12 protein-coding genes are annotated in these 15,685 nt (G+C 38.9%); 8 read left to right on the top strand and 4 right to left on the bottom strand.

The features are described 5' to 3' along the window. The first annotated feature begins 1 nt into the window (after position 1). The 6 genes from ACJJVZ_RS01480 to ACJJVZ_RS01455 are packed head-to-tail and all read left to right on the top strand — an operon-like array spanning position 2 to position 6,107. Positions 2-835 carry a DUF547 domain-containing protein gene (locus tag ACJJVZ_RS01480; RefSeq protein WP_405597520.1) on the top strand — a complete coding sequence of 278 codons (834 nt, stop codon included), beginning with the start codon at positions 2-4 and terminating at the stop codon, positions 833-835. Next, complete coding sequence (locus ACJJVZ_RS01475) at positions 822-2,156, top strand: ABC transporter substrate-binding protein (protein WP_405597517.1); 1,335 nt, start codon at positions 822-824, stop codon at positions 2,154-2,156. The genes ACJJVZ_RS01480 and ACJJVZ_RS01475 overlap by 14 nt, the downstream gene beginning before the upstream one ends. Further along, positions 2,153-3,907, top strand: a complete 1,755-nt coding sequence (locus ACJJVZ_RS01470; protein ID WP_405597514.1) for an ABC transporter permease — start codon at positions 2,153-2,155, stop codon at positions 3,905-3,907. The genes ACJJVZ_RS01475 and ACJJVZ_RS01470 overlap by 4 nt, the downstream gene beginning before the upstream one ends. A gap of 55 nt (positions 3,908-3,962) precedes the next feature. After that, positions 3,963-4,601, top strand: coding sequence for an ATP-binding cassette domain-containing protein (locus ACJJVZ_RS01465; RefSeq protein WP_008165767.1), 639 nt, complete (start codon positions 3,963-3,965; stop codon positions 4,599-4,601). Between the two features lie 44 nt (positions 4,602-4,645). Next, positions 4,646-5,326, top strand: coding sequence for a CDP-alcohol phosphatidyltransferase family protein (locus ACJJVZ_RS01460; RefSeq protein WP_405597511.1), 681 nt, complete (start codon positions 4,646-4,648; stop codon positions 5,324-5,326). Continuing rightward, the gene (locus tag ACJJVZ_RS01455) at positions 5,319-6,107 is read left to right on the top strand and encodes a sterol desaturase family protein (RefSeq protein WP_405597509.1); all 789 of its coding nucleotides are present in this window, start codon (positions 5,319-5,321) and stop codon (positions 6,105-6,107) included. The genes ACJJVZ_RS01460 and ACJJVZ_RS01455 overlap by 8 nt, the downstream gene beginning before the upstream one ends. Before the next feature lie 191 nt (positions 6,108-6,298). Here the strand turns inward: ACJJVZ_RS01455 and ACJJVZ_RS01450 are convergent, their stop codons facing one another. Then, positions 6,299-8,113 (bottom strand): alpha/beta hydrolase, encoded by a 1,815-nt coding sequence (locus tag ACJJVZ_RS01450; protein WP_405597507.1) that lies wholly within the window; start codon positions 8,111-8,113, stop codon positions 6,299-6,301. 137 nt (positions 8,114-8,250) lie between these two features. Here ACJJVZ_RS01450 and ACJJVZ_RS01445 point away from each other — a divergent pair, with 137 nt between their 5' ends. Continuing rightward, the gene (locus ACJJVZ_RS01445) at positions 8,251-10,275 is read left to right on the top strand and encodes a winged helix-turn-helix domain-containing protein (protein WP_405597505.1); all 2,025 of its coding nucleotides are present in this window, start codon (positions 8,251-8,253) and stop codon (positions 10,273-10,275) included. Positions 10,276-10,335: 60 nt separating this feature from the next. Here ACJJVZ_RS01445 and ACJJVZ_RS01440 read toward each other — a convergent pair whose 3' ends face one another. Both ACJJVZ_RS01440 and ACJJVZ_RS01435 read right to left on the bottom strand, forming a co-directional pair. Then, entirely contained in the window at positions 10,336-11,808 is a 1,473-nt protein-coding gene (locus ACJJVZ_RS01440) for a S41 family peptidase (RefSeq protein WP_405597503.1), read from the bottom strand. Positions 11,809-12,092: 284 nt separating this feature from the next. After that, positions 12,093-12,617 (bottom strand): hypothetical protein, encoded by a 525-nt coding sequence (locus ACJJVZ_RS01435; protein WP_405597501.1) that lies wholly within the window; start codon positions 12,615-12,617, stop codon positions 12,093-12,095. Positions 12,618-13,265: 648 nt separating this feature from the next. On the opposite strand from ACJJVZ_RS01435, the gene ACJJVZ_RS01430 reads away from it, so the two are divergent. Next, on the top strand, positions 13,266-15,284 hold the full coding sequence (locus ACJJVZ_RS01430; RefSeq protein WP_405597499.1) for a M12 family metallo-peptidase: 2,019 nt from the start codon (positions 13,266-13,268) through the stop codon (positions 15,282-15,284). Between the two features lie 189 nt (positions 15,285-15,473). Here ACJJVZ_RS01430 and ACJJVZ_RS01425 read toward each other — a convergent pair. Further along, positions 15,474-15,685, bottom strand: a 212-nt coding sequence (locus tag ACJJVZ_RS01425; protein ID WP_405621564.1) for an integrase core domain-containing protein, incomplete at its 5' end; no start/stop codon positions are given.

Genomic DNA, 15,685 nt, shown 5'->3' with positions numbered 1-15,685 from the left:
TATGTTTAAAACACCTCTAAAAGCATTGTTATTTGGCTCAGCTTTAGTTGCAACATCGTTTGCAACGTCATTTTCGGCCCAAGCCCAAAACATGCACGATAGCTGGAATGCATTGTTAAATAAGCATGTTGTTACTATTAACCATAATCACAGTACTGAGGTTGATTACGCTGCCATAAAACGTGAGCAAGCACAGCTAAAAACGTATTTAGATTCGTTAACGGCTGTAACGCAAAGCGAATTTGACGCGTGGGAAAAGCCTAAGCAACTCGCTTTTTTAATCAATGCTTATAATGCGTGGACTGTAGAACTAATCGTCTCTAACCTTGCGAGTAAAGAGTATCCTGATCTTAAATCAATCAAAGACTTAGGGAGTTTTTTTAGCTCGCCGTGGAGTAAAGAGTTTGTGCCATTACTTGGCAAAACTCGCAGCCTTGATGAGATAGAGCATGATTTAATACGTGGCAGCGGTAAATACAACGACCCACGCATTCACTTTGCGGTAAATTGCGCGAGTATTGGTTGCCCAGCGCTTCGAGAAGAAGCGTATACCGCCACTGATTTAGAAAGCCAATTGCAAGAGCAAACGGTGCGTTTTTTATCAGATATGACACGTAATATGGCTCAAGAAAATACGCTAAGCGTGTCTTCAATATTTAAGTGGTACGGCGATGACTTTGAAAAAGGCTTTAGAGGTGCAAACACGCTACAGCAGTTTTTCTTGCAGTATCCTGATGCCCTTAAACTGATACCCGCTCAGCAAAAAGCACTTAGAAATGATGACATGAAAGTTAAATTTTTAGACTACAACTGGGATTTAAATGTTCGCCATTAAGTTTTGGCAAACACTGACGCGATACAGCTTTTGCTGTGTCGCGTTTTGCGTTTGTGCAATCGCAAATTTAGCTGTTTTTTCGAGCATCGCGTTTGCTAATACCGTTATCAACTCAAAGAGTGAAAGTAATTTAGTAATAAACACACAGCAGCAATCTCGATGGCAACAAGTTCAAACTCTTGGTCGCAATCAAGATGTATACTTTTATGCATGGGGCGGCGACGCGCAAATAAATGCCTATATTCAATGGGCAGCGCAGCAAGTTAAAACTAAGTACAACATTAACCTAGTGCATGTAAAATTAAGCGATACCAGCGAAGCTGTAAGCCGTGTACTTGCTGAAAAATCAGCAAACAATAACAACCAAGGCAGCGTAGATTTAATGTGGATCAACGGGGCTAACTTTGCCACCATGAGTGAGCACTCTCTGCTTTTAAAAGAATGGGCAAATAAACTCCCCTACTTTGCATTAACCGATCCGGCTAACAACCCAGCTGTAACCTTTGACTTTGGTTTACCTACCAATGGGATGGAAGCGCCATGGGGGCAAGCGTCACTTACATTTTATTACGACAGCATTGCAATAAATGGTAAGGCAAACAATAAATTGCCTACTACATTAAACGAATTATTAAACTGGAGCGCGCAAAACCCTGGTCGCTTTAGTTACCCAAAGCCGCCTGACTTTTTAGGTATGAGCTTTTTAAAATACGCCTTAGTTGTACTGCATCAGCAAAGCAGCGAAAATATTAAAGCGCAGCTAAACCAACCAGCTACAACTAAAAATACAGCGCAAGTGTTAAACCCACTGTGGGACTTTTTAGATAAATTACACCCAACTCTTTGGCGTGGTGGCACTCATTTTATGCAAAGTGGTGCTCAAATGCGCCGCTTAGTAGACGATACAGAGTTGAGTTTAGCCTTTACTTTTTCAGCACCAGAAGTACCGGCAGCTGTAAAACGCTATGATTTACCAAACAGCATTCGCAGCTATGCAATGAGTGATGGCAGTTTAAGTAATACCCATTTTGTGGCAATCCCTTACAATGCAAGCCACCAGCAAAGTGCGCAATTAGTGGCTAATTTTTTACTCAGCCCTGAGGCGCAAGCTGAAAAACAAAAAGCGCATATATGGGGCGATAAAAGCGTACTTATTCAATCAACGTTAACGCCTGATCAGCAAGCCTTATTTAAAACAGCTAAACCGCATCCAAGTGCACTGCCTTTAAACAGTATTAAACGCACATTGAGCGAACCTCATCCAAGCTGGGTAAACGCCATTATGCAAGGTTGGCAAACCCGTTATGGAGTAAGCCAATGAGCGTTATTTCAAAAAGTGTACTAGTAAATACCAAAGCAACAACGCAGTGCAGCACCGATATGTTTACGCGCATTGTAAAATTTAGCCCGCGATTTTTACTCGCTTTACTTATACTACCCGTACTTGGTGGCTTAATTAGCGTATTGCTGCCTGCCTTTGGTTATGCGCCCGTACTTGAGCAAACAACGTTTAGCTTGCAAGGTTTTAATACCCTTTGGCAAACACCTGGCCTTACCCAAATGGTTACCTTAAGCGTTGCAACAGGCTTAATAAGTACTTTGCTTGCATTTATCATTACCTTAATGATTTTAGCTGCGTTTTTTAATAGCCCGTGGCTTAACCGAATTCAGCGTTTATTGAGCCCTATATTAGTTATACCTCATGCCGCAGCGGCTATTGCGGTGGGGTTTTTAATTGCCCCTTCAGGTATGATTTCACGCTTAGCGTCGCCTTGGTTAAGCGGCTGGGAACTTGCGCCAAACGGACTATTTCCGCATGATTCGTTCGGTATTAGTATTATTTTAGGCTTAACACTCAAAGAGCTTCCCTTTTTATTATTAATGGCACTGGGCGTACTTGCTCAACCTGAGCTTGGCAAAAAATTACGCCAACAACATAAGGTTGCGCTTAACTTGGGTTATTGCCCAATGACCGCTTTTTTTAAAGTAATACTGCCAAGTCTTTATCCGCTGCTGCGTTTACCCCTTTTAGCCGTGCTTGCCTATGCAAGTGCCAGTGTAGAAATGCCACTCATTTTAGGCCCAAATACACCACCAACATTGGCCGTTGCAATAATGCATTGGTTTAACGATGTTGATTTAAACCTGCGTATTAAAGCCTCAGCAGGTGCTTTATTACAACTAGCTGTTACAGGCGGGTTATTAGCGCTTTGGCTTGGCACAGAAAAAGCCGTAAAAGTGCTATTTAGCGACTCGCTCACTAATGGAGTGCGCGAATACGGCGGATTTTATTGGCAAAAAATAACGGTCGTACTCACCACATTAGTAATTAGCTTTATACTGTTGTCACTTATTGGTTTAGTTATGTGGTCGGTTGCAGGCTTTTGGCGCTTTCCAGATGCAATGCCTGAGCAATTTACGCTACTGCATTTTAAAAGTGCGCTAATGCAGATGAGCAGCCCGCTTTTTAATACGCTAGCAATCGGTTTAGTAACCACGCTATTTACCATTATTCTTACTTTATTGTGTTTAGAATCAGAGCAGTTGAGTGACAAACCTATTTCTCGTTTTACCAGTTTAATTATTTACTTACCGTTATTAGTACCCAGTATTGCCTTTTTGTTTGGGCTAGTATGGATACAGCAATTGGTAAATAACCAAGCCGCATTTTTTAATGTGGTACTTACGCATTTACTGTTTGTGTTGCCTTATGTGTTTTTGTCACTTGCGAGCAGTTATAGGCGCTTAGATCCTCGTTTTGCTCATGTTGCAGCAAGCCTAGGCGCAGCGCCGTGTAAGGTGTTTTTTAAAGTAAAACTACCTCAGTTGTTTGCCCCTATTTTAATTGCAGCCGCACTGGGCTTAGCAATTAGTTTTGGACAATACCTCCCCACGCTTTTAGCTGGCGGCGGGCGCATAGCCACAATAACAACCGAAGCCGTTACGCTTGCCAATGGCGCAAGCAGACGCACCAGTGCCGTGTACGCTATTATGCAAATGGCGTTGCCACTTATTGGATTTATACTGGCATGGGGTTTACCTAAATATTTTTTCAAAAGTGCACGTGTTTAAACGTGCACATATTTAAAGCACCCATGTTTAACACTATCAGGGTTAAGGTTTTTTAATGCAGTCATCGTTACAGATTAAAAATTGTCAGCTTTATCGCCAAAATGAGCTGTTACTTAGCTTAAACGAGCAAGTAAATGGCGGTGAGATCCTGACTATTATGGGCCCATCCGGCAGTGGTAAATCAAGCTTATTAAATTGGCTTACGGGTACTTTACCAAGTAGTTTTAAGGCCAATGGTGAGGTGTGGCTTAATGGTCAAAATATCGATAACACACCTCCACACTTACGCCATATTGGTGTACTTTATCAAGACGCTTTGTTGTTTTCGCATTTAACTGTTGCTGGTAACATTGCCTTTGCAATGCCCAAAGGTAATAAAAAACAACGCCTTGAAAAAATAGAACACGCGCTTGAGCAAGTAGGTCTTAAAGACATGGGTAATCGTCACCCAGATAACTTATCGGGCGGGCAACAAGCCCGTGTTGCATTATTACGTATGCTGCTGAGCGAACCTAAAGCCATTTTACTTGACGAACCCTTTAGTAAACTCGACACTCAACTTCGTGTTGATACACGCGAACTCGTGTTTAGCCAAATACGCGATCATAAGCTACCTGCAATTATGGTTACTCACGACCATAGCGATGCCGACGCTGCAAATGGCAAACTCATTACGTTAAGTAGCGCACTTTAATACATGACTTTAATGAATAGCTTTAAACGCATAAGGCAACAAATATGCTAGACAAATTTATCACCCCTGTAATTAAGCCACTGTTAACACCTGTGGTTATGCTTATGCATAAACGCGGCATAACCGCCGATCAGCTAACCGTGGCAGGCTTTTTAGTTGGCTTATTAGCCGTGCCATTACTGGCGTTTGAAATGTGGTACGGCGCATTAGTTGCCATTGCTTTAAATCGAATTTTAGATGGACTTGATGGCGCATTAGCACGCTATGCAAACCAAAGTTCAAGCGCAGGTGGCTTTTTAGATATCACACTCGACTTTTTATTTTACGCGGCTATTCCGCTTGGCTTTATTTTGGCAAACCCTGAGCAAAACGCGATAGCGGGATCGTTATTACTTGCTACTTTTATTGGTACGGGCTCAAGCTTTTTAGCTTTTGCGATTGCCGCCGAAAAATTTAAACTCGAAAAACCGCAATTTAAATATAAAAGCTTTTACTACTTAAACGGCTTAACCGAAGGCACTGAAACAATAGCGCTATTTATTGCATTTTGTATTTGGCCGCAGCACTTTGCGGTTATGGCGAGCATTTTTGCTATTGCGTGTGGCATAACTATTTTTACCCGTATACATGGCGGTTATCACACACTTAAGCAACAAGAAGCCGATGCTAACAAAGCAGCTTTAAACGTGCCTAGCAGTTCAAATTCTGAGGTAATAGATGACTAATGAAGTATGGTGGCGCTTAGGCTTCTTTTTTAGCATTTTAGTTATAATGATGCTGCTTGAAGCGCAAAAACCAGCGCGCAAATCACCAATAAAAAGCAGTACACGTTGGTTTGCCAACTTTGGGTTAGTGTTTGCTTCATCAGTTGTTGCGCGCTTAGTGGTTCCCATTGGGCTAACCGCTGTAGCACTTTACAATCAAGAGCACGGCATAGGCTTATTTAATCACATAGCGCTACCAAGCAGTTTAATTATTATATTGAGCATACTTTTACTCGATATATTAATTTATTGGCAACATAGGTTATTCCATAACGTGCCTATTTTATGGCGCTTACACCGTGTACATCACGCCGATGCACACGTAGATACCAGTACAGGGCTGCGCTTCCACCCTATAGAAATTGTACTGAGCATACTTATAAAACTCATTGCAATAACTGCTCTTGGCGTACCTGCCATTGCGGTACTAATATTTGAAATAGCACTTAATGGTTTAGCATTATTTAACCATGCAAATATACGCCTACCTAATGCCATTGAAAAACCACTGCGTTTAATTTTAATGACGCAAATATTGCATCGAATTCACCATAGCCAAGTGGTTAGCGAAACTAACTCAAATTATGGTTTTAGTGTAATTTGGTGGGATAAATTATTTGGTAGCTACACAGATAAAGCGAAAAAAACCGACGCAGATATAAATATTGGCTTAAAAGAATACCCAAGCCAGAAGCAAAATGCCTCGTTGTGGGGCTTATTGATCATGCCATTTAAAAAATAAGTGAGCATAAGCTCACTTATTTAGGATATTAGAGTTGGTTTTTAATTTATTTAACCTGAACTCTGGTTAAGAGATTTTCAGTGATAGCAAGGCTGTATTTACGCGTCAATAGCGGGCCTATTGCAAGTAAATTCAACGCAGTTAGCGCTGATAATAGCTGCTCGAGATAGATTTATTATCCTGAGTTCAGCTCATTTACTTTTTATATTTGCTATTGCTTTTAAAATGTCGTCAGGGTGCTGAAAAACTGCCATATGATCGCTATTACTCAGCGGTATATATTGCCCTCCCGATTGCTCGCTAATTTGTTGGCTCCATAAAGAGCCCTCTTGTTGCCATAAGACTAAACCATCTACGTATTCTGGCTCTGCATTTTTAATATCATACGATTCAAAATCAGTATCTATAACGGAGATTGGAATGGATTTGGCTATATCGGCACTAATAACACGGTTTAAATCATCATGATAATTCATGATCTCTCTTGCTCGAGTTACTTGTTTATCAATTTGAGTACGGCTTTGACTTATTAAATCAAAATACAGCCAATCCATTTCTGCTTCATACTGTGATGGGATGAGTGTTTCAACCGTTGTGCGCTCATCAGTTAATTTATCTCGAGTCCTTTGCGTCCAATTACCTTCTTCTATATGTGTGATTAAGGTATCACCCGCGTCTCTATACCAATATACGGGCCAATCTTGATACAAGCTAATAGAGTGTGGCAGCAAAACATCAGGGTCAATCCACACCATACCGTTAAGGCTAGTTACAAATTGTGAATCAGGTGAATTTTGCCATAAATGAGCCAAAATATTTGCACTGGCAAAGCTAACAATAATTAGATCCTTTTCATTAAGCAGTCCCAACGTTTTATCTAATGCAGGCACAAAGGAAGCATACGATGGTTGCTCAGCAGAGCTACTAAAACCACTTCCAAAGCGTTCTATGACGTGTACACGATGAGTTTTTGCTATCAATGGCTGCAGTAATGAAAACCAAGCACTGTCACTATGAAAGTTTTTATTAAAGCCTGATAAAAGAATAATCGCAGGCCCCGAATGTTCAAGACCCATGCTACGTACGTGTACATCTTTTTTTTGTTGCTGATCAGTACGATATAATTTTGAATAGGTATCGAGTTTAGTTCTACTTACTGTATCAAAAAAGCTAACTACTTCATTCGTGGTGCTAAAGTCATTAAAAGTCCAGCTATGCCCACCCCCTCCAATAGCCACCAATTGGTTAATATAGGTCTCGTTTTTAAATAGATATTTAGCGATTGTTTGGTTTGTTTGTAATTGTACATCCGTATCTATGCCGTTTGCTTTAGCTATTAATTCAATAGCAAGTGTACTTGGAATTAACCCAAAGTTTGAATGTGCCCTCCCCTCAAAAGGTAAAGTCTGATCATTTTTGCCATGTACCATCATGTAGTTGGTGTCATTTTTTACCTCGCATCGTTGTGACAATTGCTCAGACATAGGTGAGGCAACTGACGCGATAGCCGTAAACTTTAACTCACTATTACACATTAAGTTTTGTGTAAATAAACCGCCTTGAGAAAACCCAACCGCAAAAAGCTCTTCATCAATAATGTTATATTTAGCTTTAACATCAGTCACAACACTTTTAACAAACCCCAAATCATCAATACCTAATCGATGAGGTTTATTGCAGTCGCATCCTTCATTCCATTCTTCAACTTTTGATTGTGGATAAACGACGATATAATTTTCTGATGCTGATTCAAACGCAGCCATACTTTGCATATTTTTTGCACCCTGACCAGAGCCATGAAAGGCCAGTAAAAGTTTATAAGACTTTTTCACATCAAAATTATTACTTGGCATTGCAATATAATAGCTTCGGTTATTTAAGTTGATTTTTGTTAAATTACTGGGTTCTGTGCTCGTCAGTTGTGAGCCTTTGTCAGTACCATTACAGCCCATTAATAATAATGTAACCGCCATTATTTTTAATAATAAATATAAATAAATACGCATTTTTTTTACTCTTATTAAATATGAGTGAGTAGCAAATCATGTATTTACTTAGTACGGCCATCGTTGCCGCTTATGTTTTTGTTATATTTATGTTATGTTTAAAAAACCGATTTAATTTCAATATCATAGAGAATCCTATGGCTGTCCGTATTTCGGCTGTTATTTTTGACGAAGAGCAACGAACATTAAAAAGTGATAGTCAAACTAGAAAACTTGAACCAAAAGTGTTCAGTTTATTAACGGCTTTACTAGCAGCTAATGGGAAAATTGTCACTCGAGATCAACTCATAGTCCACGTATGGAATAACCGTATTGTTGGCGAAGGTGCAATCAACCGTACGGTGTCTTTATTGCGGAACCATTTTTCTGCGTTCACTGATGAGACGATTATTGAAACAGTGCCTACTCAAGGGTATCGGTTAGTTGCTACTGTGACGAACACAGATATTTCGCACGATAAAATACCTGTTGATCAAAAAGTTGCGTTTAAAAGGCAATTATTTAAAAAATCCGTGCGCAATATCAAAAAAGCATCAATTATTGCAGTTACTATAGCCCTGCTATTGATTGCTCTTTTAAGTACCGTCTCCAAAGTTAAAAACGTAACGACACCGAATCAATTATCAATTGTTAGTGCACCATTGGTCGGTTTACAAGGCAGAGAATACAAGCTATCAACAACCCAATCTGGAGGGCTCATTTTATTTCATCATCTTGATAAGGATGATAGTCAATCAATCTATTTATACGATACAAAAACACATGCTCAAAACAAGATACTCACCAACTCGTTAGCAGCTATAAGCGCTGATGGGAAACGTATTGTTTATGCAACACACTATAATGAACAGTGTTTAATTTCGATTTATTATGTATTCACAAAGCAAAAACAATCTTTATTCCCATGCGATGAGCCTCCCACTTCATTAGTATGGGGAGAAAATAACACCTTTTACTTCAACAAGCGTTTTAGTAAATCTCATCCATATCAAGTATATAGCTATAATGTAAACACAAGTAGATTAAAACAGATTACAAACCCGAATAGTAAGAATAATACCAAAGGTGATTTTGATTTTTCCTACAATCATCATAACAACCAACTCGCTATTATTCGTTATATAAGCGAAAGCGAATCAACAATAATTATAAAGCTTGAAGAGCAGCAACTAAACAAACACGCAGTAAACCTTCGCCTTAAAAACTTAGTATGGCACCCAAATGGTAATACATTAATTATTGCCGACACCAATAGGCTTTTTTCACTAGATACGACTAACGGCCAATATACACTTATTAAGCAATTAGATTTTACAATTAGTTCTTTAGCGGTTATTCCAGCCAAACTGAATGCCTCGCTATTAGTAAGTAGTCTTGATGTCGTAAGCGAAATTGTAAAGTATGACACTCTAAACTACAGTCAACATATGTGGCAGCAAAGTGCGCGTACAGAGCTTCTTCCCCGAATGCAGGCGGGTACCCAAACTTTTTTATCTACGCGTTACAAAAGCCATCACTTTTGGAGAGTTAAAAACAACAAAGCCCAATTAATTGATATCGATTTTCCCTTTGACTTACAGTTTGTCCGCTACGAGCTGTCTGATGATGGCAGTCGTATTTTATTTACTAAGCACGGCGATGTTTTTGAACTAGATTTAAATAAAAATACCTATCAAAAAGTATTTATTAAAAACCGCAGTAGCTATGTTGCCAATTACGACGCACATAATAACATTATTTATAGCGGGAACTATTCTGGGCAATGGCAACTGTGGTTGTATCAACGAAGTACAGACAAACACACTCAATTAACCTTAAATGGAGGCTACAGTGGCAGAATTGTTGACAAATTCCTCTATTACTCAAAATTTAACGTAGATGGCTTATGGCGTAAAAAGTTAACAGAATCAAATGAAGAACTGGTTATTAAAGACTTTAATCGAATCAATTGGCTCAACTGGCAACTTATTAACCAAAATTTATACTTTTACCGAGAAGCTACGGGGATTTGGGCGTTCGACATCAAGACACAAAAAGAGAGTTTGATTATGCCAAAGCCTGATAATTTCGTTCATCAGTATACAATAGCACCTGATCAGCAACACATATTCTGGGTTCGCCTAAAAGCTATTCAAGGCGATATATACCAATACAGCTTTTAAATGCAATGCAGGTTATCTACTTTGTTACTGCTAATAGTAACAAAGTAGAAACAAACCAGTTTATTCGTTACTTTTAATCTCCTCAAGTAACAGACCAGTCGTCCAATCAATACCACTGAACGCGATATCGGATTTATAATAATCCCCGGCTCCTCGCGCTCTGTTAACGTACACTTTGTTAGGCACAATCACCTTGCCTAAACCTGAGGGTAAATCAGCTAAGCGCACCTCCATATACATAGAATCTGCACTGCTTGGTGCACCAAATAATTGCGTGTTTGGAAATAGTTTAAACACGTCAATGGCATCTAAGCAGGCACTCGCGCATTGCGGTGGCACTATAACAAACACCTTGGTTTTAAAGTCGCTGGTTAAGGATGTGTTTTGATCTAGCGCTGGTTGACTATCTTTTTCTTCAATATAAAACGGTTTATTGTTTTTAAGCGCTTGTGTCATCCCGCTAGCAACAGCTGTGATAGCTGCATGCGTTTCGGGCTGATCTTTCACAACCTCAATTAACGACTGCACATAGTCAGTATTATCTTTTGATGCTCTCCACCACACTTGCGTATTTTGAGACAAGCCAGCCGCATTGTGATTTACAACTTTTTCACCCCATAATCTTTTTGCTACTTGTAAGCTCCAGTAAGATGAACCACCTTGGTTATGGCGTAAATCTAATACCACGGCTTTTGCAGTAAGCAGTTTGCTACGCTGCTGTTGTATTTTTTCAAACACTTTATTGTAGGCAGCAGTTTGTTTATCGTTTACCGAAAAACTAGGCATAGCAATCCAAGCAATGTTTTTTTCAGGCCACGTTAAATCAATGGGGAGTTCATCACCGTTGTCAGCATTTTGTAAATGTTTGCTTACTGATTTAGGCCTTACTGACCAATTCAACACGTGTGTAAAAGTTTCGCCATTGGCTTTAACAAATTCACATTCTTTTAAGGGCATTAAAAATGGATTCCCCTCATCAGTTAGTAACCGCCAACCTTGCTGCCACCAATGACCTAGCTGTGCCACTTCGCCATTAAACTTAAATATTCTCTTACGCATTAAGGTCTCAATGCTTTGCCCATCACATTGGCTTACAACGTCGCCTTTGCTAATATTTTTGGCTTCGCTGTAATACACTTTTAGCGCATCGCCTCGCCATACAGCACTAAAACCTGGCCAGCGGCGCGCTGGTCGCTCTACGCTTGAAAACGCACCCGCGTGACCATCTTGTAACACAGTGTTAAAGCGCGCAATTGCAGCTACATGAACCTGCGGCCCGCTCGCTTCAACAGATAATGCTAACGCTTCTACTTTTGCTTTTTTTAATAATGCTGGAAACGCGGGATTATTAACATCAACCATACCGGGGTGGTTTAGTGCGGTTATATTGTAAGCAGCTTCTATATCACTATTAGTGATACTGCGCCACTGCTCAGGAGTTGTAGGCGCATCTGTTTTTGCAAAACCTAAAGCAGGTGTAAAAAATAAAGCACTTAGTAGAGTACCAAAACCTATTTTTGTTTTTATAATCATAGTCACTCTTTCAAATCGTTATATTAATAATTATTACATTAGGGTGTACTGACCTTTGAAAATTGAAATTCACTCAGCCTTGAGGGGTTAATCGTGGTGCAAAACTTTTAATCTAGTAAAAATAAAAAGGTGATTAATAACAAGGTAACAACTCAATAAACGAGCATGAAAACTAGCCTGTTGCATGCGTTTTAATTCAGCCTTAAATAATAACTTTAGTGAAAACAGCCAGCGCTCAGCTTAGTCAACTGACTGCAATCACTTTTAAAACCATATAGTTATAACTACCTAATAGAGGCAAGATTTCTTTGAATCTGAACCACAATATCCGTGTTATCGTACAAAAATACATTTTCATAACGGGCTGAGTGGTTAGGACTCAACCTTAATACTGTGCTTAAGTTAGCTGGTACTGACCAGCCAGCCCCCAGTTTAAGCCCATTCACAGCACGAATTGACGTCATACCTACCGCTATAGCTGCATGAAAAACTTGATTATCTATCAACCTTCGAAATGTAATAACACTGCCAGCAGGTATATGAGCTCGATAGCTCCAGCGTACATCTGAGTTCAAGTTAGCAATCCATCCTTGCCCCGAAGTAGTTAACAGTTGTGCAATTGAGATCCCCGCACCACCATGAAGCAGTTTATTACCTAAAAGGAATTTAACAAAAGCGGCCGCATCATAACAAACCCCTCTTACATATCGATTTATATCTTCTCCACCTCGAACAAGCCTAACTGCAAGTTGTAACTTTTCAGGCCCACCTAGTTGAGCAGCTCGAGCGCCTTCCGGAGTTAAATTCATTTATGTCACCTTGGTTTAAGCTTTAACGAGATTGTAGAATTACTCGTTTAAAATTTATTTTTATTGATGCATTCACCTTATCTGAGTTCCTATTTTAGGTCAATTGATTGCAATGCTTTTATATCAGATTTCAAAAAAGGGTTCAACGTTGGTTTATGGGTATTTTGGAATATATTTGAGTAGCTTATTTGAGGTTAAAAGGGCTTAACTTTCTTAATACATCAAGCTTTTCTATATTATGAAGTTTAGGTGTTTACTTTCGTTTATGCTTATAAAGCCAACTTGTACATGCCTGTATAAACCATTATGTTCCGTATTTAACCTTAAAGAAAGCAGGTTCAATAACCTCTGCATTATTATCACTTTTATAAAAATTGTTATGGGACTGTTAATTTAGATTTTCATTCTATTTGTAGAGATTTTTGTGATTAATTGTTTACAAACTGGAAATTAACCCTGATTTAATTGATATTTTTTGTAATAATTAGAGTGACTGCTAGTAATTAGGGGTGCTGACATCCTAATCTTACTTACCTGTTCAAGCAGGTATTTTAAATTATTGTAACTTTGTGTTGCTATAAATTTAAATTATTGTAATTTTAAATTGTTGTGTTATTTTTGTACCTCTATTTTAAAAGGAGTATTTAAATGAATAAAATAAAAAAGGCAATTTTCTCTGTCTCTTTACTTGCTTTAACTAACCAAGTAGTTGCTGATGAATATTTTGAACTTTTCACTAAACCTGCACCATCGAGTTTTTATAATGTCGACCAAGAAACTATTACTAATAATGAAAAAATTATATTTAATGGTATTTATAACCAAAATATAAGTGATCATCTTAGTTCTGGATCACACATATCAGTAGATTTTTTTGACAAAAAAGTTAGCTATAAAATCAATAAAATTCTAACGAAAGAACAGAACAGGACCTCGTTTCTGGGTTCTTCTACAAACTCGGATGACAACATTGCAATTTCTCAGGTTAACGGTGAAATATCCGGCTCACTATATTATCAAGGCACGCTTTATAAACTAAGAACTACACCACAGGGAAATACACTAGTTATAAAGGTCCCATCTGAAAATTTAATTGATCACTCACCCAGCTACATAGAGTACTACAGTGATGATATTTTAAATAAAAATTACGAACAGTACGATACATCTGTAGTCGATTCAGCTAGTGAATTTACTGTTGTTGTTGCTTATACCGCTGATTTTGTAGCAAGTGCTGGAAATATACCTGCCTATATGGATTTATTAGAGACAGAGACCAATGCATCATTCGCAAATAGTGGCGTAAATACCAGCGTTAGCATTGCTCATTCGTATCAAACAAATTACCAAGACAGCGGGAATTTTTCTACTGATAGAGATTATTTCGCTGAAAAATCTAATCCTGAATCTAAAGAGTTACGTAGATTACGAGACGAGCACCACGCAGACTTAATGATTGTTTTAACCGGAAATAATTATGCTTTCTGTGGTATAGCAACTGAGATTGGTGCGACAGCAGATACTGCAATAGCGTTTGCAAGAGAGAGCTGTGCAACAGGTTACTATTCTTTTGCTCATGAAATTGGCCACTTGTTTGGAGCTCGTCATATAATAAGTCAAGATAATAACTCGATTCCATTTTCTTATGGGCATGGGTACTGTAATGTTACAGAAAACACTTGGAGAACAGTGATGGCCTACCGTTGCCCAAATGGTACTGGTGGCAATCGTAACCTACACTGGTCGACTCCATTGGTTCGGATCAACGGTGAAGTCACTGGAACTGCAGAGCTAAAAAATAATGCCAGAGTGCTAAATGTAAGAGCCAACACCATAGCTAACTTTAGACAAACACCTTTAGCAACCCCGAATACACCAACCGCTAAAGTAAACGGCAATATTGTTTCTGTTGATTGGTCTGACGTACCAAGGGCTACTTCTTATAAGTTAGCAATAAAGCACAACAACGGGTCATGGACTGATTACAACTACTCCGCTTCATCATCATTTATTTCGTGGTCAAACTTAAATCCTGGCAGCAGGCAGTTTCGTGTCAAAGCATGTAAATCTGGAACCTGTTATAGCCCTTCAGGTATTTCAAATATTGTCACTAACCCTGAACCTGCTCCTGTTCCCCTACCAGCTCCTAATACTCCAACCGCGAGCGTTAGCGGAAATAATGTTTATGTAGATTGGAATGATGTGACCAACGCAGATTCATACATGGTAGCCATTAAATTTAATAATAACGCTTGGACTGACTATAAATATTCGGCTAATTCATCGTATATTTCTTGGTCTAACGTAGACCCAGGTAGTAGACAGTTTCGTGTGAAAGCCTGTAAAGCAGGGAGCTGTTACTCAGCTTCAGTATCATCGAATATAGTTATAACTCCTCATAATAGCGCTTTGCCTGCTCCAAGCACACCCACAGCAAGTGTTAATGGTAATACTATTTCTGTGAATTGGAATGACGTACCTGGTGCAGAGTCCTACATGCTTTCGATTCAATATAATAATACATGGACAGACTTTAAATATTCAGCGACGACGTCATCTATTTCTTGGTCAAACTTAGGCTCTGGTAGTAGGAAATATCGTGTTAAAGCGTGTAAAGCTGGCGTTTGCTATAGCTCTTCAAATGCCTCCAATACAGTAAGAAATTAGTCTACTTTATAGAAATAAGTTATCAGTTTATAAAGGCTCTTGCTATATGAGCCTTTATAAGCCCTCCATAACAATAGCCAATATTGATAGGCATGGAACCTACTCTTCCCCCTGTACCACTACACCCTTGATAAGAGCTAATCTCAAGTTTAAACGAATTAAACGTGACATCCGGTAATCCCCCCATTTTTAATGGAGGCTATCTGTAGAATTTCCGTTGTTTAACTTTTCCAGTTTTTGTATGGGTGTTATCCCACCTATGCCCATGTTAGGGCGTTCATTATTATAAGTCCATAACCAATCGGTAGCTTTATCTTGTAACTCACTAATATCACTGTAAATATAATGACTTAGCCAGTCATACCTAACCGTTCGATTAAACCGCTCTACATAAGCATTTT

It is taken from the genome of Pseudoalteromonas sp. Ld19 (assembly GCF_045064135.1).
In the GTDB taxonomy this organism is placed as follows: domain Bacteria; phylum Pseudomonadota; class Gammaproteobacteria; order Enterobacterales; family Alteromonadaceae; genus Pseudoalteromonas; species Pseudoalteromonas aliena.
The sequence above is the reverse complement of the archived record's forward strand: the minus strand, read 5'-3'. Positions and strand labels throughout refer to the sequence as shown.

What these genes read in the sequence shown, in the direction of transcription:
- ACJJVZ_RS01440 (WP_405597503.1), bottom strand. Translation starts at nt 11,808, where the DNA reads ATGATTATAAAAACAAAAATAGGTTTTGGTACTCTACTAAGTGCTTTA.
- ACJJVZ_RS01475 (WP_405597517.1), top strand. Translation starts at nt 822, where the DNA reads ATGTTCGCCATTAAGTTTTGGCAAACACTGACGCGATACAGCTTTTGC.
- ACJJVZ_RS01480 (WP_405597520.1), top strand. Translation starts at nt 2, where the DNA reads ATGTTTAAAACACCTCTAAAAGCATTGTTATTTGGCTCAGCTTTAGTT.
- ACJJVZ_RS01455 (WP_405597509.1), top strand. Translation starts at nt 5,319, where the DNA reads ATGACTAATGAAGTATGGTGGCGCTTAGGCTTCTTTTTTAGCATTTTA.
- ACJJVZ_RS01435 (WP_405597501.1), bottom strand. Translation starts at nt 12,617, where the DNA reads ATGAATTTAACTCCGGAAGGCGCTCGAGCTGCTCAACTAGGTGGGCCT.
- ACJJVZ_RS01470 (WP_405597514.1), top strand. Translation starts at nt 2,153, where the DNA reads ATGAGCGTTATTTCAAAAAGTGTACTAGTAAATACCAAAGCAACAACG.
- ACJJVZ_RS01445 (WP_405597505.1), top strand. Translation starts at nt 8,251, where the DNA reads ATGGCTGTCCGTATTTCGGCTGTTATTTTTGACGAAGAGCAACGAACA.
- ACJJVZ_RS01430 (WP_405597499.1), top strand. Translation starts at nt 13,266, where the DNA reads ATGAATAAAATAAAAAAGGCAATTTTCTCTGTCTCTTTACTTGCTTTA.
- ACJJVZ_RS01460 (WP_405597511.1), top strand. Translation starts at nt 4,646, where the DNA reads ATGCTAGACAAATTTATCACCCCTGTAATTAAGCCACTGTTAACACCT.
- ACJJVZ_RS01465 (WP_008165767.1), top strand. Translation starts at nt 3,963, where the DNA reads ATGCAGTCATCGTTACAGATTAAAAATTGTCAGCTTTATCGCCAAAAT.
- ACJJVZ_RS01450 (WP_405597507.1), bottom strand. Translation starts at nt 8,113, where the DNA reads ATGCGTATTTATTTATATTTATTATTAAAAATAATGGCGGTTACATTA.